Annotated in this window: 16 protein-coding genes and 1 pseudogene; 13 read left to right on the forward strand and 4 right to left on the reverse strand. The window is 57.0% G+C overall.

All coding sequences use genetic code 11. The features are described from left to right. Positions 1 to 48 precede the first annotated feature (48 nt). Complete coding sequence (locus AC50X7_RS12605) at positions 49 to 1,515, reverse strand: sugar transferase (RefSeq protein ID WP_494979309.1); 1,467 nt, start codon at positions 1,513 to 1,515, stop codon at positions 49 to 51. A 113-nt stretch (positions 1,516 to 1,628) separates the two neighbouring features. Further along, positions 1,629 to 2,741 carry a glycosyltransferase gene (locus AC50X7_RS12610; protein ID WP_494979310.1) on the reverse strand — a complete coding sequence of 371 codons (1,113 nt, stop codon included), beginning with the start codon at positions 2,739 to 2,741 and terminating at the stop codon, positions 1,629 to 1,631. A gap of 491 nt (positions 2,742 to 3,232) precedes the next feature. Here AC50X7_RS12610 and AC50X7_RS12615 point away from each other — a divergent pair, with 491 nt between their 5' ends. The 11 genes and pseudogenes from AC50X7_RS12615 (at position 3,233) to AC50X7_RS12665 (ending at position 16,039) form a co-directional block, all read left to right on the forward strand. After that, positions 3,233 to 4,660: an oligosaccharide flippase family protein gene (locus AC50X7_RS12615; protein ID WP_494979311.1), complete on the forward strand. Its 1,428-nt coding sequence runs from the start codon at positions 3,233 to 3,235 to the stop codon at positions 4,658 to 4,660. A gap of 151 nt (positions 4,661 to 4,811) precedes the next feature. Then, positions 4,812 to 5,693: a glycosyltransferase family 4 protein gene (locus AC50X7_RS12620; protein WP_494979312.1), complete on the forward strand. Its 882-nt coding sequence runs from the start codon at positions 4,812 to 4,814 to the stop codon at positions 5,691 to 5,693. A gap of 17 nt (positions 5,694 to 5,710) precedes the next feature. Further along, positions 5,711 to 6,838, forward strand: coding sequence for a glycosyltransferase family 4 protein (locus tag AC50X7_RS12625; RefSeq protein ID WP_494979390.1), 1,128 nt, complete (start codon positions 5,711 to 5,713; stop codon positions 6,836 to 6,838). A gap of 392 nt (positions 6,839 to 7,230) precedes the next feature. Continuing rightward, on the forward strand, positions 7,231 to 7,935 hold the full coding sequence (locus AC50X7_RS12630) for a glycosyltransferase (protein ID WP_494979313.1): 705 nt from the start codon (positions 7,231 to 7,233) through the stop codon (positions 7,933 to 7,935). 71 nt (positions 7,936 to 8,006) lie between these two features. Further along, complete coding sequence (locus AC50X7_RS12635) at positions 8,007 to 9,071, forward strand: glycosyltransferase (RefSeq protein ID WP_494979314.1); 1,065 nt, start codon at positions 8,007 to 8,009, stop codon at positions 9,069 to 9,071. Continuing rightward, the gene (locus tag AC50X7_RS12640; RefSeq protein WP_494979315.1) at positions 9,044 to 10,225 is read left to right on the forward strand and encodes a glycosyltransferase; all 1,182 of its coding nucleotides are present in this window, start codon (positions 9,044 to 9,046) and stop codon (positions 10,223 to 10,225) included. Before AC50X7_RS12635 ends, AC50X7_RS12640 begins: the two co-directional genes overlap by 28 nt. 257 nt (positions 10,226 to 10,482) lie before the next feature. Next, the gene (locus AC50X7_RS12645; protein WP_494979316.1) at positions 10,483 to 11,805 is read left to right on the forward strand and encodes an O-antigen ligase family protein; all 1,323 of its coding nucleotides are present in this window, start codon (positions 10,483 to 10,485) and stop codon (positions 11,803 to 11,805) included. A gap of 588 nt (positions 11,806 to 12,393) precedes the next feature. After that, entirely contained in the window at positions 12,394 to 13,659 is a 1,266-nt protein-coding gene (locus tag AC50X7_RS12650) for an IS110 family RNA-guided transposase (protein WP_494979317.1), read from the forward strand. An 883-nt stretch (positions 13,660 to 14,542) separates the two neighbouring features. Further along, positions 14,543 to 14,938 (forward strand): annotated as a pseudogene (locus AC50X7_RS12655) (ISL3 family transposase); the annotation flags it as partial. 103 nt (positions 14,939 to 15,041) lie between these two features. After that, positions 15,042 to 15,254 (forward strand): transposase, encoded by a 213-nt coding sequence (locus tag AC50X7_RS12660; RefSeq protein ID WP_494979318.1) that lies wholly within the window; start codon positions 15,042 to 15,044, stop codon positions 15,252 to 15,254. A 146-nt stretch (positions 15,255 to 15,400) separates the two neighbouring features. Then, on the forward strand, positions 15,401 to 16,039 hold the full coding sequence (locus tag AC50X7_RS12665) for a transposase (RefSeq protein ID WP_494979391.1): 639 nt from the start codon (positions 15,401 to 15,403) through the stop codon (positions 16,037 to 16,039). A 212-nt stretch (positions 16,040 to 16,251) separates the two neighbouring features. Here the strand turns inward: AC50X7_RS12665 and AC50X7_RS12670 are convergent, their stop codons facing one another. Next, positions 16,252 to 16,422 carry a hypothetical protein gene (locus AC50X7_RS12670; RefSeq protein WP_494979319.1) on the reverse strand — a complete coding sequence of 57 codons (171 nt, stop codon included), beginning with the start codon at positions 16,420 to 16,422 and terminating at the stop codon, positions 16,252 to 16,254. A 385-nt stretch (positions 16,423 to 16,807) separates the two neighbouring features. Then, a complete protein-coding gene (locus tag AC50X7_RS12675) occupies positions 16,808 to 18,310 on the reverse strand; it encodes a tyrosine-protein kinase domain-containing protein (RefSeq protein ID WP_494979320.1) in 1,503 nt (500 codons plus the stop codon). Between the two features lie 2,823 nt (positions 18,311 to 21,133). On the opposite strand from AC50X7_RS12675, the gene AC50X7_RS12680 reads away from it, so the two are divergent. Beyond that, positions 21,134 to 21,280 (forward strand): hypothetical protein, encoded by a 147-nt coding sequence (locus tag AC50X7_RS12680; protein WP_494979321.1) that lies wholly within the window; start codon positions 21,134 to 21,136, stop codon positions 21,278 to 21,280. Positions 21,281 to 21,608: 328 nt separating this feature from the next. Further along, complete coding sequence (locus tag AC50X7_RS12685; RefSeq protein ID WP_494979322.1) at positions 21,609 to 22,829, forward strand: MinD/ParA family ATP-binding protein; 1,221 nt, start codon at positions 21,609 to 21,611, stop codon at positions 22,827 to 22,829. Positions 22,830 to 22,936: the final 107 nt, after the last annotated feature.

Genomic DNA, 22,936 nt, shown 5'->3' on the forward strand with positions numbered 1-22,936 from the left:
GCCAGGATGTGATGAACGGTTAGATCGTAAAAATGAACAGGTTCCTGGTCACACCGCGCCGGTACTTGCAAATACTGCCCTAAATGTTTTGAAGAGAATCACCACGTCTCCCATGAGAGACCAATTTTCAACATAGTAAAGATCTAGTCGGATACTCTCTTCCCAACTCAAGTTTGAACGCCCACTTACTTGCCACAGTCCGCTCATGCCGGGACTGACATACAGTCGGCGATGCGCCGAGTCATCGTAAAGCGCGACTTCTCCTTCACGCTGGGGACGGGGGCCAACCAAACTCATGCTGCCACCAAGGACGTTGAGGAGTTGCGGCAACTCGTCCAGGGAGTATTTACGTAACATCCTCCCGAGTGGAGTGATGCGAGGGTCGTTCTCCACCTTAAACAGGGGAGTTTCGCCAGCACCCTGGGCGCGAAGCAGCTTGTGAAGGTCGGCATCCGCGTTGACTTTCATAGACCGAAATTTGAGCATGTGGAAGGTCGAACCGCGGAGCCCGACCCTCTCTTGCTTGTAAAAAATCGGCCCAGGATCAGTGCATCGGACTAAAAGTGCAAGAACTACAAACACTGGCGATAGGAGCAAGAGCAAGCTTCCTGCGATTCCGATGTCGAAGGCTCGCTTTGCGACCTTCTTTCCGCCTGTTAACTTGGGCGTTGATACATGGATCAAGGGCAACCCCGCAACAGGTTGGGTGTGAATCCGCGGTCCGGCCACGTCAGTGAGTGCCGGCGCCAAGATCATACCGATATCTCGGGCAGCTAGTTCCCACCCGAGCCGCCGTAAATCCCGTGGATGTAGGTTGACGCCTGCTGACACAGCGACAGCGTCTACCTGCGTCTCATCTATCACAGCCAGGACTGTGTTGACATCTGGATCCCGACCCGTGATTGGTACTCCCAGCTCAGGCATAGACGCTCCGGATGCCGCACCAGGGAGATACGCGGCGACCGGAAGGTAACCCGCACCAGGCTCACTTTTCAAGGACCTAATCAAATGATCGACCGAGTACGGTCCTCCGATTATGAGGACGCGTGAACTGCTCTTGCCATGCTTCCGTTCGAGCGTTATGTGCTGCCTCAGCAACCAACGGCCCGCAAGTAGCCCTGCGACTCCTGCTGGAAATGCTAAGCCAACAAAGCCTCTCGCAATGTCTGTTCTTGTCGAAAACGAGATGATTGCAACGAAGCCGAACAGCCAAGCGGACGTGGCCATGACCCGCTTATACTCCTCAGAGCCCGAGCCCAATATTTTCGGCTCCCGAGATCCCCAGAACTCAAGCATCAGCCACCACGCCAGCACTAAGGCTGTGGCTAGAAGGAGATAGTCGACATCGCGGCTTTGTGTGGCGGCTATGTCTGAGAAACCAAAGCGGATCCCGAAAGCACCCGCTATGGCCCATATGACGACAAAACCGTCTACTACCCTAAGACGCCTTGCATACTTTGTTCGCCATGTAGATGTTCTTTTCAACTGATCTGTGCCCCCAACGCGAATGTGCAAGTACAGGATACCGGGCGACCCGGTTCCCCGGTTGCTCAGCTCCCTTGGCGAGTGGCCGAGACCTCGGAGAGGGGGTGCAACAGGCGACTCGAGGTTTGATTGCTGCCGACCTCCTACTGGGTGTCGTCGGAATTAACCCATGTCCGAATTTCACGCACGAATCGTTCCTTGGAAAACCCTCGAGCGTGAACCCGCACTTCTTGCCGATCGATAAGATGAATTTTCCGAATGGCTGATGCAATCGCCTCGGGTGTGAGTTCGCTCACGAGGTACCCTGTGACGCCATCTCTTACTGTTTCCGCTGCCCCTCCTACGCAATAGGCGATGACAGGGGTGCCAGCAGCCATAGCCTCCACGGGCATGATGCCAAAGTCCTCAATAGGCGGAAATATATAAACAGAAGACGCCTGATAGAGAGCGTAGAGGAGGTCGGTGCTGGGGGACACCACAAATTTTATGTCCCCACCAAGGCGGTCTGCTAAAGCCCGCAGGGCATGTTCCTCTGGGCCGGCCCCCGCGATCACTGCCGGAACCCCGGCTTCAACCGCCGCTTGAATGACTAAGTCAAGTCGCTTGTAAGGCACGAAGCGGGAGGCACCCAATACAAATGGCCGTGGAACTGACTCAAGCACAGCCGTTTCTTCCGCGTTCAGTTGGCCCTGCCAATGCTCCACCGACTGAATACGAGAAACATCAACAGGAGGATAAATTACTCTGGACTCACGACCCCATGCCGAGAGCATCCGTAACCTTACATAATCGCTATTAGCAGCAAGATTTGTTCCGGGCTCTTGTGCACGGTGCCGGTCCAGGAGCCGGAACAAGGGCGATACAAGTTGAGCAAGAGGGTGCATGCCGCGCAGGTCCAGTTCAGGAACCCAAATATAACGGGCAGGTGTATGCACGTAGACGTACTTACGCGGCTTGGAGCGGTTTCTTCGAAAGGAGGCGTGATGTGCAAAGAGATGAGAACTAACGAGCATCCAGTCATAGGATGTTTTTGCACTCAAGCTTCGCCAGGTCCAAGGCATCATGGGTAACGCAGCGATCTTGTTTCTGCGAAGGGGAGTCTTGCTCAACCAGGTTTCCCGGACCCTATGTCTTGGATAACGGTTTGGAGCGTCGTTCCACAGGCAATGGATGTCAGCCTCGGGAAAGGCTTCAGCCATGGCGTCGAGGACCTTTTCGGAACCGCCGGTCGTATCAATCCACTCGTGGATAAGCACTCCGCGCACGCGGTATCTCCCATCGGTAGGCAGCGAGGTCCACCACAGCGTTGCCAATCGGTGGAAAAGAGTTATCGCCGTCGAGCCGACGACAGGCCAAAGCCTAGTCGCTACTCGCCACTTCTCTTGCAAGTTACAAGGGTGACGGCCCCCACACCTGTTAGAGGCACTCGTCGGGCCCATCTAGAAATGCTTGACGATAAGATAGCCGAGTGCCGGACTCGTCGTACGAACTCGGTGAAGCGACGGGTGGAGCCTCAGGGGGAGGGAGTGTCGTGCTCGGACTAAGGCTTAGTGATAGGGCTACAAGGTACCGACTTTTCGTAGGACACGTCTGGTGCCGTTAGTCGAAAGTCGGAATGCATTGTCTTAGTCCTTCGGCCACCAGCACCAAGTCTGCGCTGCGAAGGTGTTCCTTTGCGCCCACCCGCAATCAGCCGCCACTCTCCGCGTCCTCTTTTTGAAGGGGAGGTCAGCGAAAGGAAGATATTTTGCCGAAACGGCGTGCCGTCACTATAGGGTCACTACTGCAACTCGTCATCCGGGTTGCAGGGATGGCCAGCGGAGCGCTTGTTGCTGCCCTTCAGGCTCGGACGCTTTCAGTCTCGGATTTCGGTATTCTCTCGGTGATTTTCTCTGTCAACGCTATGGCAATAATTTTGAGCGACATGGGCATAATGAACACGTCCATCAGGAGACTTGCTGCCGCTCCCGAAGATAGAGCCAACATAGTCAGTGGGCTTCTCGCGTCAAGATTTATTATGGGATTGCTGCTGGCCTTGGGCGGTATCGCTGCGTCTGCACTCATCATGGAGTCGTCCGCTGCTGTCTGGGCGGCTGTGTTAGTGCTTGCAGCCCTACCTTTGGGTTCGTTAACGGCCATGCAAGCGCTCAGCCAGGCGAAGCTTCAGTTTCTCGCCGTTAACTCGCTGCTCGTTCTTCAAAATTTTCTTTGGCTAGCTGTCGTCGCAGCACTAGCTGCTGTCCAGGCCTCAGTTCTGTTATTTGCCGTTGGCTTCCTTTTTTGCGCTTTAGTCCAAGGCGGCACAACTTGGTTATTGTGCGGTCGCGGCCTCCGTTTCAGTTGGAGAGCTGGCGTCACGGAGATTTTCCCCCTACTCAGACGAGCGCTTCCTTTAGGAATAGGATCCTTGGCAGTCACTGCCTACTACCGCTTGACCGGCATAATTTTGTTCATGAGTGCCGGGTCTGAGCCGGCCGGAAACTTTTCAGCTGCTTTCCGCTTCCTTGATGTATTACAAGCGATACCGGCCACACTAAGTGCGACACTATTACCATTGATGACTCGGAGCTTTACCCTGAACAATCAGCATCGAGTGGAAGTCATATGGCGTTTGGCACTCAAGTTGCTATTGGCTGCGGCCGTGCTTACCGCGCTCATGGTGGGGCTGCTGGCGAAACCGATAATAGAGTTTCTGTATGGCGACCGATACGAAGCGTCTTCTACATTACTTTCAATTCTAATGCTAGCATTTCCAGCCGTCTGCATGGGCTGGCTACTAACCGGAGTAGTGACCGCTAGAGGGGAAGTCGGTAAGTATTCCTTGATCGCCTGCTCGGTCGCGGTGATAAGTCTAGGGGCTTCACTCTTCATAATCCCGATATTCGGTGCTATAGGAGCGGCATGGGTCACTGTGGGCACGGAGCTGCTGATGGTTACCGCCCTGAGCTCGTTGGTTTACAGAGCGACCAGGCTCTCGATTCCAGGGTCTTTGCTCCTACGAATTGGTGCTGCCGCAGCAATAACGGGCGCAGTAATAGTGTTTTTGCTGCCCTGTGGGCTTTGGTGGTCGCTCATCGTCGGCGGCGTCACTGCCGGCGGCGTAACCCTGGCTTTTGGCGTGGTTGGCCGCGACGATGTAAAGACGCTTTTCCATCGATCAGAGGTGCAAGAATGAATTCGAATTTGGAGTCTGCTGTATGACTGACAGGTTGAGGGTCGCCATAGTAAGTCCTGATCCGTCTGACAATTCTCAGGGCGTAGAGCGCTTCTGTCATAGCCTAAGGGACAGTGTTGCAATACATGGCATCGATGCGAAGGTCATATCGGTGGCCGATTTCCGCAGTGCTGACTTTGACCTTGTTGTAACAAATGCTCTAATTTCTGTTCGTGCAACGATCCCTAGAATTCATGTCTATCACGGCTGCCATGTCCCTCAGATCATGAGGAGTCATGCTGAGGCGTCCATCCGATGGCGTGCTAAATTTATTGTTGAGGCTGCGTTTCGCGAGATAATGGCCGGAGTCGGGGCGCGGCGCGTCTCAGTGTCGCGGAGCTGTGCTAGAGAAATCTTGCGGTGGTATCGAATGAAAAGCGATGTGATCACGAACGGCGTAGACACAGCTGTTTTCAATCGTTCTGATCAGCTCGCTTCAAGAAAAGGTCTTGGTATTCCTGCCAACCAGCGAGTAGCTCTTTTCATCGGAAGACCGGAGTGGAGAAAGCGCCCGGATATTGCTTTGAGGGCGGCTACTGAAAACGGATATACGCTATACCTGGCCGCAGGGCGACCCTATGAGGGCATGAAGTGGTTAGGAAAACTCAGCCCGGCAGAACTTGCCGGCGCTATTGCTGCTGCTGACGTTGTCCTGATGCCGACTCAGTATGAGGCGTGTTCCCTCGCCTTACTGGAGGCTATTGCAGTTGGAACTCCGGTTATCACGAGCAACGCGGGTTGGGTTCCGGACTTGGTCAGAGATGTTCCGGAGTACTCACCTTTGGTCACCCAGGTAGGCGATTCAGCAGGATTTTCACGCTCTCTCACAAACTTGGCGCTGACGCCCCAGAGCGTGGAACGAGCCGCTAATTATGTTCACACCAACAATAGCTTGCATGCTTTCGGGAACAGTTGGGCATCGTATATAAAAAGTGCTTTGCCAGCAGGGTACCCCTTGAGGGTGGGCGTTAAAACAGAGGAAGCAAAAGATTGAAACCAAAAATAGCTGTCGTGGGGCGCTATTACAACCAACAGGGCGGGGTTTCGAATGTCATGGCTCAGCTGGCTTCTCGCGCTACGTCGCGTTACGAGGTCTCGGTCGCTTCGAACGAATTTCTCGACTGGGACCCAAAGCTAAACAAGATTAAGGTGCCCATGGCGGTTCGTCCTCGCTGGGCCCAAGTACCCACTTTTGCGGTGGCCGCACGACCTCGCGTTGTAAGGTCGTCGGTGCAGCTAATTCACGCGCACGACCCTCAGTTTATCGGCGCCGATGTTTACACGGCGCATAGTTGCTTCACGAGCTACATAGGGAGCCAACGGCGAGCGGCGAACCTACCGCATAGGTTGGCTAGTCACATTTATCCGCCACACGTTGTGGGTCTAGGAATGTCTCGCTTGGCGTACACGCACGCGCCAATGATCGTGGCCGTGTCCCAATCGATACGCAGCGAGATCATAGTTGAACACGGGCTGGCCGACGAAAAGGTGCGCGTCGTGTACAACGGCGTAGACCTCGAGAAATTCAGCCCTCACGGGAAGAACGAAGCCAGGCGTGGCGTAGAAAAAGAACTTAAACTTAACTTGGGTCAAAAAATACTTTTGATTTTCGTCGGCTATGAGTTTGAGCGAAAGCGTCTGGGGGTCGTACTAAGGGCGCTTTCTGCAGCCGGTGCTGACCAGTTTCACCTCCTGGTGGCAGGAGGTGCAGATGCAACGAAATACCGCATGCTGGCTTCTGATCTTGGCATTGAAAGTAGCGTCAGCTTTTTGGGGCATCGCACAGATGTTTCGGATTTGTTGCGAGCATCAGATGTATTTGTCTTCCCCACAAAGTATGAGGCGGCAAGCCTCGCTATTCTCGAGGCCGCAGCTGCTGGTCTAGCTGTAGTAACATCTGACGTGGCAATGGCAGCCGAGGTCTTTACCGATGGTATTGATGGGCTTCTTGTCACTAACAGTGACAATCCTGAAGGGGTCACGAAGTGCCTAATGGACCTGGCAGCCGATCGAAGTCTGCTTTTGAAGTTGGGAGCGAATGCTCGCAGGCTAGCGACTCGATTTAGTTGGGACAGTATTTGGTCTCAATATGACGCCATATACACTGAGATACTCTCGAAGAAAGTCGTACAGCGGTGATGCGGCAAAGGGCCTGCGTAGATGCGTGGCCTGCACGTTCCAATGCTGCTCATAATCCATTTCAATTCCTACTTAGTGCGGCACTCGAAAAGCAGGGCTGGAAGGTACGTGAGTTCTCGGTAGCCAAGGCCTTTTTTAAGGGTTCCGACATCTGGCACTGGCACTGGCCCGACGGTCAATTCAGCCACAAGAGCCGTGTCGCGGTCTGGCTTCGACTCTTGGTGTTGCTCCTGCTTCTGCTCAAGGCTCGTCTGACCAGGACAAAAGTTGTTTGGACTGCGCATAACCTCCGGGCACATGAAGCGAGGCACCGATATGTAGAAAGCTTGTTTTGGCCTATTTTCTATCGGTGTTTGAGTGGCATTCATTTCCTCAGCGAGTCGTCACGTGAATTGGCTCTGCAAAGCTACCCTTGCCTTGTAGGTAAGCCCTACGTTGTTACACCGCACGGACATTATAGGGAAATTTTCAAAAGCCCCCTGTCAAAGTCCGAGGCCCGATCAGCACTTGGCATTGAGTCGTCCGCACCTACGGTAGTTTTTTGCGGAAAAATCAGGGCCTATAAGGGCGTCATCGATCTCATAAACGCATTTAGAGAGATACCTTCTCTAAATGTTAATTTAATTGTGGCTGGTGTTGCCGACCCTGCTGAGGAGAGTCTGGTCCGTGCTGCGTCCTCAGATGATCCTCGTATCCGGCTCGATTTTAAGCTGCTGAGCGATGAGGAGATGGCAACTATAGTTGGTGCTGCAGATCTAGTCGTCCTACCTTATAAGCGGATTACTAACAGTGGCAGTGCGCTCTTGGCACTATCTCTCAATCGCCCCGTTCTCGCTGCTAATAAAGGTTCTATAACAGAACTTGCGGAGAAGTTGGGCGCCGAGTGGGTGGCGACGTTTGAAGAGCTCAGTAGTGCAGCCATTACAAAGTCGCTGTACGCTGCTGTCGGTATGGAACATAGGTCGGTCAACTTGGACCACTTTGGCTGGGACGGCATCGCCGATGAGGTGTCAGCGTTATATGAGGAAGTAGTTGAACCACCCGCGGGCGTAATTCACTGGCAGACGGCAGAATCTCATGGCGGGGTACGGGAATAGTGAAGGTTTTAGTTGTCAGCATCGAGCCCTTGTTTCCTGCGCTCCATGGGGGGAGAGTTCGGACAAGCAATATGGCAGTGTCATTCCTAAACCTTGGATTTGAAGTTCGCGCCGTCTTTCCCAAGCGGTCTGGTGCTGACGAAATGCAGGTTCACCCAACGCTTGAGCAGGTCGCTTTGCCTTGGACACCGCCTTCAAACATTAAGCGCATAGGGATGAAACCGTGGCTAGGGACGTATGCCATGTCCAACATGGCCGACTTGCAGGACCAAGTTAACGAGTATGAGCCCGATTTTGTCTACTGGAGTCACTCATATCTCGCCAGGATAGGGCAAAGCCGCCTGCACACAGAAGCTACCCACATTGTCGAGTTTGCTAATATCGAGGCTCAGCGGTTTCTGTCATTGTCACAGACTGGCTCCCTGAAAGGGCGAACTTCTGCGGCCTTTGAATACCTTAAGGCACTCTTCTGGGAGAAACGAGTCATGCTTGATGCTGATGTTTGTGTAGCGATATCACAAGCCGACGCTTCGCTGATCGATCGTAGAGGTGGAAACGTGCTGGCTGTGGAGAACGCACTGCCGCGGAACCTTTTCTCGTATTCACCGCATAATGCTCCGATACTGTCTGTGGCGAACTGGCATTATGGCCCGAATAGAGACGGGATAAATCACTTTTTACGCTTGGACTGGCCTTCGGTCATCAAAGCCAGCCCGAATGCCCAATTGATCCTGGCTGGGAAAGGATCGAAGGAGATCGCCCAACGGCACTGTCACCTTGAAGGTGTTAGTGGCCTCGGTTTTGTGAGCGAACTCTCGGAGCTCTTTGCGGCGTCGGCCATGTTCTTGGCGCCGGCTAGGAGCGGCGCCGGCAGTCAGCTGAAAGTTGCCGAGGCACTAGGTCACCACAGGACTGTCGTGGGTCCTCCCTTTCTGAACCGTGAGCGGCGTCAGGGACTTTCCTCAGACGCTATAAAGGGTGTAAAGAACCTGAGTGCGGAAATTATTGAGGTTTTGAAGAACGTCAGTCGGCGGCACGAAGTTGAGAAACAGATTGCCGCCTACGCAGAAGGCCGAGATTGGGCCTACGAGACTGCAGACCTTGGAACTTGGATGAAGAAGCGGATGAAGAGATGAGAATTCTTGTTGTATCAACAGCGGACTGGGATCACCCGTTCTGGACAAACAAACAGCATGTAACCATGGCGCTTGCGGCAGAAGGTCATGAGGTGTTGTACGTCGAGAGTTTAGGTATTCGAACTTTCAGCCGCGAATCTGTGCAGGACTCCAAGCGCGTCTTGAAACGATTAGGTCGCTTTATCCAGCCACCAAGGAAAGTTGCAGTCAATGTTTCCGTCGTCTCGCCGTTAGTTGTTCCTGTATGGGCTAGTCCCGGCGCTGTGATTCTTAATCGCATTCTGATCCTTCTACAAAGCCGGCTTTGGAGGTTTTCCTGGGGACGATGGGACGCGATCTGGACGTACAGTCCCATAACCACTGCAGCATTTTCAGTTGGTCGCCTACCCGTCCTGTATCACTGTGTTGACAACATTGCTGCACAGCCTTCGATGCCCCGAGAAGCAATCGAGCGGTATGAGCGCCAGTTGGTTGGACGAGCCGATCTGATCTATGCCACCGCGCCTGAGTTGAGGGAAAGGCTGTTGGGCATGGGTGCGAAGGAGGTCGTCCAACACACTAACGTGGTGGATTATGATCACTTCTCACGAGGGGGCCACGATGTGGCAACGGCTGAGTCGCGCACCGCTACCAAAAGGATCGGTTTCGTAGGAGCACTGAGTCGATACAAGCTCGATTTGCCCCTGCTCAAAAAGGTTGCCGAGGCGTACCCCGATGCCGAGATAATGCTGATCGGACAGATAGGTGAGGGGCAGCCTGGGGAAACGCTTCAGGAGTTGCAGGACCTTGACAATGTAACCTTGGTGGGGCCGAAGAAGTATTCTGATTTACCAGAACTCATGGCTTCCTTTGATGTCGGTCTTTTACCCGTGCCGATAAATGAGTATACAAAGTCTATGTTTCCGATGAAGTTCTTTGAATATCTCGCTTGCGGAGTGCCAGTAGTGTCTACGGCGATACCGTCTCTAAGTGAATTTCGAAGTCATGCTTATTTTGCAGACACACATGACAAGTTTATCGCCAATGTTGCTGCAGCCATGACTGTTGATGCTTCTTGGCGCCAGCGCGGACAGGCACTAGCTTCTACCTTCACATATAAAAGCAGGACTAAAGTGATGACCGCCGAACTTCAACAACTATCTGGCTCAATTTGAGTCTAATGTAGGTTTGTGCTCGAACTGGTGGTCTACTGGCTCGATCGCTCTGCAGGTCAGCCTGCAATCTATGCTTAGTTACTAGTGAGAGAGAGCCTATGCCACCCTTCCGTCTTGAGCGCCGAAAGGTATCAGTGGGTAGAGCGGTTCGTCCTCCGTTCGCTAGCAGATCAGGAACTGATTTGCTAGTGAGTGTTCTAGGCCTCGGCGTTGCTGCTCTGGCTGCCCTTGGAGCCACTACAACTACTGGCCTCTTCGTGATCCTGGCTCTCGTAGTTCTAACAGCGGCAGCTTGGCGACCACTTACAGTTACCCTTCTGGTGTTGTTCCTATGTCAGGAGATCAACCCGAAGTTTGGTCAATTTGGATTGACCGTTTTTGGGCATCAAGTTTATTTCGTGGAAATTGTGAACCTGCCTATATTGTTTTTTCTGCTGGCTGCTGCAGCTTTTTCGAGCTATTTTAGGAACCAAGGTTCTCAGTTTGTGCAGATACATAAAGACTTTCGCCCTTTTTTCGTAGTTCTCGTATCCGTATTGGTCCTCAGCGTGGCTGCCTTGGTTCAGGGTCTGGGTTTTTTTTCTGTACTTGGCCAGGTCGCAAAACCGCTACTGATATTTCTGCTCGCTTGGTGTATCGGAGCATACTCTTTCTCCGAGGTTGTTCTAAAGTCGTTTGATCGTGCGCTTGGCGTGCTTATGATCGTTCTAGCTGCTTTTGGCCTTCCTGTTGCGCTTGCGGGTGGTGGTCTCAGCATTGGTGGGCAACTCGTTTATTATGACACGGCCACTGCGGCAGTAGCTGCGGCCGTTCTTTTAGGCCTATTCCGACAACCAAGGCACACGATCCCGAGTCTTATTGTCGCAGTGGCTTCCGGCGTGGTGCTGGTGATTTCCTTCCGACGCTCTGTCTTACTTGCATTGCTTATAACGGTAGTCCTGGCAGGACTAATAAGTCCCACTTTCCGAAAGGTCATGTTCAAAGGGCTTTTGGCCGTGGCCGGTCTTATCACTGTTGGCATGTTCACTATTGGTGGCCTGTTACTGTCTTTTTGGGAAAGAATGGTCCTTTCGTTTGAGACTCTCGGGGGAAAGGGGCAAGACCAATCAACCGTAGGTCACGTTAGTGACATAGTTATAGGGCTTGAGTATGCACTTGCTAACCCGTGGGGCTATGGTGCATCAGCGCGTCCCTTGGCCGGACTATTCACTCAGGGGCATATCCTCTATGTTCATAATGAGGTCCTACTGAGCTGGCTTCGATTTGGTATTATTGGTCTGGTAATCGGTATAGGAATCTTAGCTGTCTTCGCGGTGGCCTCGTCGGGGCCGATTCTAAGGGGTAAGGCGGCATTTCTCCGGGCGCAGTATTGTGCTGCATATTTTGTTCCTATATATGTAGTGGCTTCTATGACAGCCCCATTCATGATGACCACTTCCCGTTGGCCTGCTCTCTTAGGTTTGGCTTTCGGTATCCTTGCGGTCAAGTCGAACTTGTCGAGTGGCCTATCGGTCGAAGCTGCGCCGCGAATTGGCACTGACTTCCCGAATTTGCCGCTTCGCCGGTTACTTGGCCGCTAGAAGGGGAAATTCACGGACTGTACTTGAATTTGCGGCAATGAAAGACTGCACATAGCGGCTGCGCGGTGCTGCCGCCCGTGTCCATCTAATATGACTTGTATCTCTTAAGTACCCCCTGTTGAGGTGGGTGGTCGTCGTTTACGGTGACCTTGGGAGGGGCCGGGGTGGTTCCGGTTTTCGGCTGGGCGTCATGGCCCGTGAAAGAGATCGTCGCCCCCGGCCTGTCTTCCAAGCGGACCCGATTGAGGGAATTGGTGGCCGGAAGAGGACGGTGCACAGCACCGGGTTTGTGCGGCCGGCACCGGATGACTCACAAGCGCGGGAACTGTATCCGACGCTTCCTCAGCAGTTGCGGGCGTGTGAGGGAGGTCGCCGCCGGCGCTCAGAACAGTGCATGACGGTTCTCCCCTAGGATGGGGTCAAGCCCGGCCTGGTGACTCGGCTGGTGGACCGGCAAAGACGGAGTGTCCAATCGCACGTATTCGATGCGAGGAGGAGAACCATCATGCAAAATCAGGATAAACCCGCTGGAGTCGTGCGCGCAGTGGCGGGTATCGACGCGGCCATCACGGCACGCCACCATACGCGGTGCGGGAGTTTTTCGACGACGGAACAGAACACCTGAGCCGTTTCACGGTCAACCCGACACTGGCCGGGCTGGAGAGACTTTCGGCGCGGCTGGCCGCCGTTCCGGCACCTGTGACAGCGGTCGTGGAACCGACCTCGATGACCTGGCTGGCGCTGGCCCTCGCGGTCGAACGGGCCGGCGGCAAGATGGAAATGATCGGTGCCCGCCACTCCGCTCGGCTGCGCGGGGCCATCATGGGCAAGAACAAGTCCGATGTCATAGACTCCGAAGTCCTTACCCATGCCGGGGAGATCTTCGACCCCCCACCCCTGGTCCTGGCATCTCCGGGACAGCTGGCGTTGCGGCGGGCCGTGGTCCGCCGGGTCGGCGCCGTGATTGACGGGAACCGTTACTGGCGGCGGCTGCTGTCGCTGGCGAGGTGGGCCTTTCCCGATGTGTGGACCGCGTTCGCCGGATCCGAATCAACAGTCCTCGGCGTGCTGGGCCGCTGGCCCCACCTCCGTTCCCTGGGATCGGCACGTGCTGCGACCCTAACGGCTGTGATCGCCGAGCACACCCGCGATGTCGCCGACCCACCCGCCCGCGCCACGGCGATCAAGACCGCGGCCCGGGGATGGGCAGACTTCTGGGACGGTCATCTGGACCTGGACGCGCTGGCCGTCGACGTCACCAAACACCTCACCGACCTGCAGGAATCCAGGGCAAGGGTGGAGCGCTTCACTTCCCATGCCCGTCAGTGGTGGGAGCAGCTCTACGGCGACGACCCGCTGATCCTGTCCCTGCCCGGCGTGGGCCCGACAACCGGTCCCTGCATCCGCGCCTACTTCGGTGACGGATCCGGGTTCGACAGTGCCAAGAAGGCCGGGAACTATGTCGGCATCACCCCTTCAAACTGGTCCTCTGGGACGATGAACCAGTCCCGTCGGGCCATCAGCAAGGAAGGACCTGCACCCCTGCGCCTCGCTTTCTACCAGGCCGGCAGCGTCGCCCGGACCATGGATCCCCAACTGGCCGCCTTCTATCACCGGCTCATGACCGAACACGGCCACTGCCACACACAGGCCACGATCGCTGTCGCCAGGAAACTGGCCGAAAGAACCTGGAAAACCCTCACCACCGGCAAATGTATGAGCTGCGGCACCTCGAGGGTCAGCCAGTCACCAAACGGGTCGCGAAAGAACTCATCGCCTCCCACTACACCGTCACGCCCAAGCAACGCAGCCAGTCGCGGTCCCACACGATCGAAGCGAAACGGGCCCGCCTGACACGGTAAACATCGATCACCGCCACCCGTTTCCGAGGCCGCTGGCGATCTTCCGCCCCACCAGCCCGGGGGTGCAAACCAACGACCCTACGACCCGGTCCCGTCCCTATGGACGCACTTCCCGTCACCGCGGAACACAGGTGACGGTGCACTCACCCTGCCTGCCGTCCAGAGCTATAAAACTGTTGACAAGCGTTAGGGAATCTCTTCGGGGTTCGTAGGGAATTGATCTCGTGTCGTAGATGACAGAAGGGCCCGTGAACCCTGCTGGGCTGAGTGTGTCTAAGCATTCAAACCAGGAACAGGACCACGAGCCTTGACTGAGCCTACCGGGGCGGCGCCTGACGCTGCCACCAGCATCTTCAGCCTGCCCGACTACCGTGTCACTTCCGCGACCGTCCTTGCTGACGGTACCCGCCGGGTCATTGTCGAAACGGACCAGCCACCCGGCTGTCCACCTGCGGTGTCGTCGCGACCAGGAGGAAGGAGCGCCGCTTTCAGCGGATCCGGGACATTCCGTCGCCGGAGCCGTGGAAGTGCTCTGGTCTAAATACCGCTGGCACTGCGAGGAAGCGGCCTGTCCGCGGTTCTCGTTCTTCGAATCAACCACTCAGGTCCCTCGTCGTGCCCGTTCCACCACCAGGCTCCGGGACCATGTTGTGGACGCGGTCATCAATTCTGGCCGTGCCGTTTCCGAGACCCGCTGGGGCGTTGCGGTCTCCTGGTGGATGGTCCTCGCGGCGCTGACTGAGGCCTGTCTTCTCACGCTCCCTGACGTGGATGAGCTGAGCCCGCGGATGCTGGGCATTGACGAGCACCGGTTCCGGTCCGTGCGATTCTTCAGGAACCCCGGATCGGGCTCATGGGTTCGGCATGAGCCGTGGATGACCACCATCGTTGACCTGGACACCGGTCAGGTCCTGGGAGTTGTCGATGGGCGGGACCACAAGGGTGTCGGGGACTGGCTCTTCGCCCGGCCTCTGGCCTGGCGGTTGGGCGTGAAGGTCGTTGCGATCGACCCGTCGGCGGCGTTCCGAAAGGCGCTGCGAATGTGGCTCCCGCGCACGGCCGTGGCCGTTGACCACTTCCATTTGGTTTCGTTGGCGAACCAGGCAGTGAGTGTTGCCCGGCAGAACTTGTCCCAGCAGGTCAAGGGTCGCCGGGGACGGGGCAATGACAAGGCCTGGGCGCACCGGATGCTGCTCCTGCGCGCCGGAGAGACCCTCACTGACAACGCCGCCCACCGGCTGGCCGAGGTTTTTACAGCTGATGACGTGACCGGCAAACTGCAGGCCGTCTGGAAGGTCAAGGAACAGCTGCGGATACTCCTGCGCACGAACTCCCTTGCGGACCCGCCGACGCAAAAGAAGAACTCAAAACCCGGTGGAGGCGGCCGGACGGCCGGAAACAAACAAGCTCTACCTCACCGTCTGCAGGTGGTGGAACGAGATCGAGGTCCTCATCGTCACCGGCGCCACCACCGGCAAGGTCGAGGCAAACAACACCGGCATCAAACGCACTGCTCGCGGCTACCGGAACCCAGCCAATCACAAATCGATTATTCTCATGAGAAGTGCCATCCGGACGGCGGCCTAACACTCATCCGGGATGAGCTTCCCCATGGGCCAAGCGCGTCTGGCGCTACCCGGACCCGGACTGCCCTAAAACCACGTTCACTGAAGAGCATGAGTTGGCCGGGTTTCGGGCCAAACTCACTGGCAGAGCCGTTACGTGGGCGGCCGATGCACTGCAGCGCTTCGATACTTCGGTCTCTCCGCCCTATCTCACCAACTCGGCGTTTCCTGGCACACCGTCTAGGACGCCGTTCGAGTGGAAGCAGCCCGCCGGATCGCAGCGACGGGCCGGCTCTAAGGGGTGGACGCGCTCGGCGTCCACGAGTATGTCTGGTCCAACGCCGGCCCGCCAGGGTCCGGCATGGTCACCGGGATCGTCGACCACACCCGCGACGCCCATGGCTTAGTACATGCCAGGTTGCCGGACCTCGTCCCGGGCCGGCCTGGAAAGGCCCACGCCGACTGGCTCAAAGACCGCGGCACCGGGTTACCGCCGGGATAAAACCGGCAGCGCTGGATCCCTTCCGCGGCTACGCCAGCGCGATTCGCGACGAACTGCGCGAAGCCATCACCGTTCTGGACGCGTTCCATGTCGTGAAACTGGGGTCGGCCATGGTCGACGAGGTCCGCCGTCGCATCCAGCAGGACACCCTCGGGCACCGCGGACGCAAGGGTGATCGGCTCTACGGCATCCTTAGGACCCTGCAGATCGGCGCCGAACGTCTTACCGACAAACAGACCGACCGGCTCGACGCGAAGCTCCCCCTCGGGGACCCGGACCACGAAGTCACTCTGGCCTTGCAGTGAATATTCGCGATGTTGGGGTCCAACTGTCCTGTGCTTGGGGGCCGGTGGGCAAAGCCGCAGTAGCGGTCTCGGGTGCCGGTAGTCGCGTGCTGGGGGCCGCCCCCGGCTTAGGCTTTATTCCGTCGTGTGTATAGGGCGCGCGGCGGAAGGAGTAATTTCGATACCTCCGTTTCCGCTCTGGCCCACCCACTCGGCGTCTCCTGGCACACGGTCTAGGACGCCGTGCAGGGTGAGGCGACCCGGCGGATCGCAACGGCTCGCAGGCTCACCGGGGTCGACGAGCTCGGCGTGGATGAGCATGTCTGGTCCCGCATCAGCCCGCCGGGATCGGCATGGTCACCGGTATCGTGGACTACACCCTTGACGCCAGCGGCGCTGTTCATGGCCGGTTGCTGGACCTTGTCCCGGGCAGGTTCGGGAAGGCCAACACCCCAATTGCAACACCTAAAAGCTCACGTGTTGTTGCAAAAGTTAATAGACGCCAAGGCCCGGGAAGGGCTCACTTTCGACCATCACTGATACGGTTCAGAGGTGAATATTCGCAAATCGTCTGCGACCTCATGCCGCCGGGTTCCGCATTGGCAGATTTCATCTGTTTCGCCAACAAAGACGCTAAGCGGACACTCGGTCAACCAAGGGAAGCACTCAAGCGCAGCGGTACCTCTGAAAGCGCCTTACGATTGCATGACTTGTTTACCCGGATTGTCAGGACTTCCACCTGGGGGCTGATGGATCTTGCACGAGCCGCGGCTCGCGCAGTCTCTCGGATCATGAATGTGATGGCGGAAAGACGGAGGGCCGCCTCAGCTCACCGTTGGCTGCGTCATTTGGAACCGGAGTCCAATTTGAAGTGTCTGGCCCCGGTGAGCGGCCCAATACTGGGCTATCTTTTCCCGGCAGAAAACTTCTAGCTGCTTTAGCTTCCGTCTGCGTGTAGTAGCCGTAACCGTAAGCGTCAGGTCCCTTGGCTGGGAGTCGGTTGAGTACGACCCCCAAAAGATTTGCATCCACTAGATGTAGGGCGTTGATGGATTTTTCCAGCTCATTTTGGCGAACCTTCATAACGCTTGCAACCAGAATCACGCCTCCTACGTGTTGAGCCAGCACAGCAGCGTCAGTAACCGGAAGGAGCGGAGGAGCGTCGATCACGATGGAGTCAAATGTCGTCTCCAGCATCGCAATCAATTTCTCCATCTCCGTTGATCCCAAAAGCTCACTGGGGTTTGGAGGAATTTGACCCGAGGTGAGCACGAAGAGGTTCTCATCGCCCCACGGCTGTAGCAGGTCCGTTGCATCAGCCGCCCCTACCAGAGCAGTTGTTAGACCAGCTGATCGATCGAGGCCAAGATACTCATTCACCATCGGACGCCGAAGATCTGCATCAATCAGGCAAACAGATTGGCCGGCTTCTGCAAGTGCAATCGCGAGATTCGTGGCAGTAGTACTTTTCCCCTCCCCCGGCAGCGAAGAAGTCACGACGACGGTTCGCGCGCGGCCTGCTACGTTTGCGAACTGCAAGTTCGTTCTGAGTTGACGGAAGGATTCCGCGCGTGGGCTCTGCGCAGGGGATTGTGTTAGGAGGGGTTTTCGAGTGGCGTCTTGATCGTACGAAATTGCCCCTAATAGAGGAACGTCGGTAACTCGCCGCAGATCCACTTCGCCTCTAATGCGGTTGTCCAATGATGCTCGGACAACGGCAGTGGTGGCACCTACGGCGAGGCCGAGGACCAGGCCTAGGATTAGGTTCATGCGTGTATTCGGTGCGGAGGGAGCAAGGGGGGCAATAGCTGGCTTCGTTATGGAGAGGCTCACGGGTGATGACCCCCCGCTCTTGGGACTCTCCAGTTGGTCGACTGCAGCTATCATGCTTTGTGCTATGGCCTGTGCTATTGCCGCTGATTGAACTGGAGATCCATCAGAGACCTCTATGTCTATGAGGACTGTATTCGGGTCGGATGTTGCTACCACACGGCTGGCGAGCTGGTCGGCAGAAAGCGTCAGCCCGAGCGAATCTATGACGGGTTGAAGCACGACAGGCGACTCCACCGTTTTAACGTAGGACTGCACTCGCGCCTGGCTGAACGTATTCCCTTGCTGAAGCTCCTGTACGGTACCCGAGCTCTGAATTGCGACAAACAACTGGGTGGTGGCCGTATAGGTGGGCTGGGTGAGGGCAGACGCACCTCCACCAACTAGTATTCCGACAAGGGTTGAGGCGGAGATCAAGATCCAGCTGCGTCGTGCGATGGCTAAGTAGTCGCGTAGATCCAAATCAAGGTCCCCCTGAGTAGTTGCCTCATCCTGAACGCTGAGACTGGCATTATGCGGTCGGTCTTGCCCATTCTAGCGGTCGTTAACGTCTTCATCGCGGCAGGAGAGTTCGACAGCAACCATTGGACCTTCGAAGGATAGTCGGATAGCAGTGACTACAGTTTGCAGATGCAGTGAACACCCGCTTTTGATGGTGTCGTCAGCCGTGAGCTCGCGACCGAGGGTCTGCGACTTCGAAGAAGAGTACAGTTAGCGAGACGGAGCGGCAGGGTTTCCCGTTCAGAAATTAGTGGACCGGGAGTACTCTGCGAGGTCATGTAGCAAGAGCCCCGCGATGTTATTCGTGATAGTCACGTGGACGTTTTGAATCATACGTTGTCTAGAAAATGTCCCTCCCACCCTAAGATCAGTTCATGCGTATCTGCTGCCTAAACAATTACCCGTTGGACAAAATGTGGTCGCTAGCTGACCAGGGCCAGATTCCCAGGCAGCACGTGTGGGGGGTTGACGCTCTGTCAAGGGGCGGTCACTCGGTGACGCTAGCTCCCTTTGAGGAGCCCTCGGAGAGGGGGCTGTTAGCAAAGTTTTCCAACCGAACTCGGTATAGGTTCGGCCAGTTGGATCAGGAACATTTCGCGCTCCGGCAATCCGCCGACCTCTACTACTCCGCTGACCAAGGAAGTGCTCGAGGACTCGCCCTTGTGGGACGGGTACCCGTGGTGTCGGTACTACATCATCAACTGCCTGTCGGCTTTCTGAGCAGCGTCAGTGCGCGGCGTCATGCAGGCGTTGTTTGTCTTTCCGACCATGTTCTATCAATGCTCCCCGAGAGTTTGCAGCAGCGAAGCGTCGTACTACCTTGGGGTCCTGACCTGGATAGTCCGCTCTATAGCCGAGTCGATGAGTCTCGGGGGGTAGTGAGTGCAGGCAAATCCAACAGGGACCTAGATACTCTCGTATCTGCGTTGGCCCGCACAGGAGACTCGGGGCTGATCTATGACTCGCACTCAAGTGTTCGCAGTCCACCGGCAGCCGTGACGGTGATTCACCCTGGACATGAAGCAGAGGATCCAGCGGCGCCAGGGGTGTACTTGGCCACACGAGTAATCGCAGATCTGGCTCGCGCCAGCGTTGTTGCAATCCCTGTCAAGGACCCCAACCGTCTAACGGGTCTGACTGAACTCAACGATGCGCTAGCTTTGGGGAAGCCAGTCATCGTTACCAGGTCGCCATTTCTACCAAGGGAAATTGCAGAATGCGGTGGAGTGACTATAGTCGAACCGGGCGACATAAGCGGATGGATGAATGCTCTCACTATGCTCAAAGATCCAGAAAGAAGGAAAGAAATGGGCCAGCTTGGTAGGGACTTCGCTGAAAGTTACTGGAACTACTCGTCGTGGGGCGAGGGACTGAAGGCTTTCCTTGAACAGATTTAGCGAGCCTGCAGCGTCTAATTGATTGAGTGACCTATATCTGTTCCCCGAAGAACTAAATACTGCAGTACATTGATGTGTGGCACACGGAGCACCCGTTGATCCATGTGCGGTTGCTTCAACTGCACATGGTTGAACCACTGCCCACGACCAGTTCGAACGACGTCCCCGTAGTGCTACAGGCAGCGGCATCAGTGAACGATGTCGGGGCGCTCCGAATGCTCAGCACAACAAACCTCGGCAACGAGCGAACCTTCAGCGTCCCCCGTCCCGTACCGAGTCACATGATTGGTGGTCGCGCGACACGTGCCGCAGAATGACTGCTGTTGTTTGGTCCCCATGCTGGAACGATACTATGCGTTGCATCTCTTTAAGATCATCGCGTCATAGTATCCGTGGCGGGACCGGATGAGGATACATCCGAGCTTTATTGAACTGCTGGTCACAATCGCTGCCACAGGTAGCGTCGCTGCGCCACCGTGAAGCATTCCTGATCCCTCGTCAACCCAGCTGTGCAGTGACCGGTCCGTCAGAACTGCGGCCATGACCATACCCCGCCGCCGTCAACCAGGCACTCCGGTCCAGCGGCCATACCGTCGGCGACCCATGCCCTTTCCTCCCTGCCCTATGAAACCAGCCATCGAGGTGGTTCGTCCGGCAGCCGTCGTTATCCTCCCGGCGACTCTGCTGTTGGGAGCAAGGGTAGGCGCGAGATGCTGTGTTGCACAGGAGCTGTACCGGCAGTATCTGCTTACAACGCGGCATGTGTACCGCCTGGCTCTCCCACGCGGTGCACGCATCCATGGTCCGGGTGAAGATGGACGCCAACGACGACACGTGGGGAATAACGAAGGGGGCAAGTTCATAGAACCAGAGGACTGGCGCTGCCTTCCATTGTTTTGGTCGCAAACAGTGGCACATGGCCGTTCACTCCTATTGTTGCAGGCCAGCCGCGCGGCCCATGTATAGACGGGCCATGCTCCACATCTAGATCGTGACTGGTGCCAAAGGTGGCGGCCTTAATAAGTGGAGCCATGATCCTCGTGACCTTGCTGGAGGCGCCGGTCCCCGAGGGCCTTCCCTTGATTTCGTAACAATTAAGGGGACTTGATCAAACCTTGAGGGTCTGTTTTGTAGCATCGCGGCATGGGTAGATACGGCGGCACTTTCCACGCGAGATACTCGCGGCGGGAGCTAAGGCAGCGGAACATAAGGTTACTTTCCTATTTTCTGCTCAGCGCTTTGGCCGTCTCGACGGTGGCCGTGGTACTGATGGCTTTGCGCGCATAGTCTTCGCAGCGGCGGGCCTGCTGTTGACGCGACTTGTCATTGCAGCTGTCACGTGGTTAGGTCGGGAGGAATGGGGATCATCTGACCAATGGAGGCTGTTGTGGCTATATCCGAGTACGCCTTTGCGCTGAGTGCGCTGCTGGGCACCCTGCTGGTTCCCTTCGCTGTCCTGCACCAGATGCTCCGGCTCAAGCGCCGAGCCATCCGGGTCACCGCTCCCGAAGCACCACGAGGAAACCGCCGCTAGCCATGCCTTACGTCGACATCAATCCCCATAAAGCCCGTCCCAAATGGCAGGCCTACACCGTCCTGGTAGTCCTCCTGGTTCTCACCGCAGCTGTGGTGGGCGCTGCCCTCACACGCGTCTGAACAGGTATATCTGGCAAAGCCCCTAGACTTACTTTCTAAACCAGTGCTGCACAACAGTTTGCCGAACGTCCTGGGGGACACACATGCCCGATCCGGCGGATCAGAACGCACGCGCCCATGCAGAGGATGCAGGGCAGCCTGAGCTGCGCCGACGCCGTGACAGTCGTCACGCCGACGGCGAGCTGACGGATGCCCGGACAGGAACCATGCCAGCTGTAACACCGACCACTACTCAGCCCGACGCCGGTAGGCCGATCACGCGCCGGACCTCTTGGGCGGAGGCAGCTGCCGCAGCGGACGGGGCAAAGCCCGCCGCGTCCGTCCCCGCGCCCACCCGGGCGCCGGCATCTGCGCAGCCCGAGGGGACGGGTACCATCACCTCCATTCATGGTGCTGCTTCTCCGGGTACTGAGCCGGGGCCGTCGGACGCTCCTTCCGAAACCCCTGCTTTCCGGCGGGCTAGGCCCACGGTTGCGGACACCATCGCCGACAAGCCGATGCCGGACTTCATTAGCTCGCCGGGCTTGTTCGTAAAGGAACAGAAGCCGCGGCCGGTGGGCGGTGCCCGCGGGGCGATCTTCAAGATGACCGGCGGGGCCTGGAACATGGGCCCAGGACAGAAGCAGCGCCAGGAAGAAGAACTCGGCCGCCGCATCTCGCGGCAGCTGCAGGGCAGTTACAACACCGCAGTACTTAGCCTCAAGGGCGGCATTGGCAAGACCTCCACCACCGTGGGTGTGGGCCTGACCCTGGCCGAGTACCGCGGTGACGCGCCGTGCGCCATCGACGCTAACCCGGACTCCGGTGACCTCGTGGAGCGCGCGCTGGGGGAGGGGATTTACCAGCAGTCAAGCCCCCGCGCCATCACGGACCTGCTGCGCAACATTGAGGCAGTGGATTCGCTTACCGCCCTTGCCCGCTACATGCACCATGCCGGTCGGCTGCACCTCATTGCAGGGGAGCAGGACCCGGAGGTATCAGACTCACTGACCGCCGAGGAGTATCTGCGGATCCGCAAGCTCATCGCTGCGTACTACTCCGTGGCCCTGACCGACTGCGGCACCGGCGTCACCCACAACGCCATGAGCGGGATTCTGCAGTCTGCGGACAACCTCGTGATCGCCGCGGGTTATGCAGTGAGCGGAGCCAAACGGGCCCGCAGCACCCTGCACTGGCTGGCGAGCCACGGCTATGAGGACCTGGCCCGGAACGCCATCGTGGTCATCACCGACAAGGACGAGGTGTCATCCCGGGTGGACAAGGATGCCATCGAGGAACACCTTTCGGGCATCTGCCGCGAGCTCATCGCCGTTCCGCACGACCGTGGGGTGGCCGATGGTGACCTGGTCACCCTGGACGTGCTGAAGCCCGAGACGCGTCGGGCGTACAAGGAGATCGCCGCGGCGATCGTGGACGGGTACCGCTAAAGCCTGTCGCCGGGAAGTGCCCCCCCTTGCCGTGGGCGACGGCATTTTGTAGCCTCTGCGCGTGGGTCCGGTAATAGCGATGGTTGGGATGTGCGCAAACCACGGCC

The sequence above is a fragment of the Pseudarthrobacter sp. Hb11 genome, assembly GCF_059383655.1.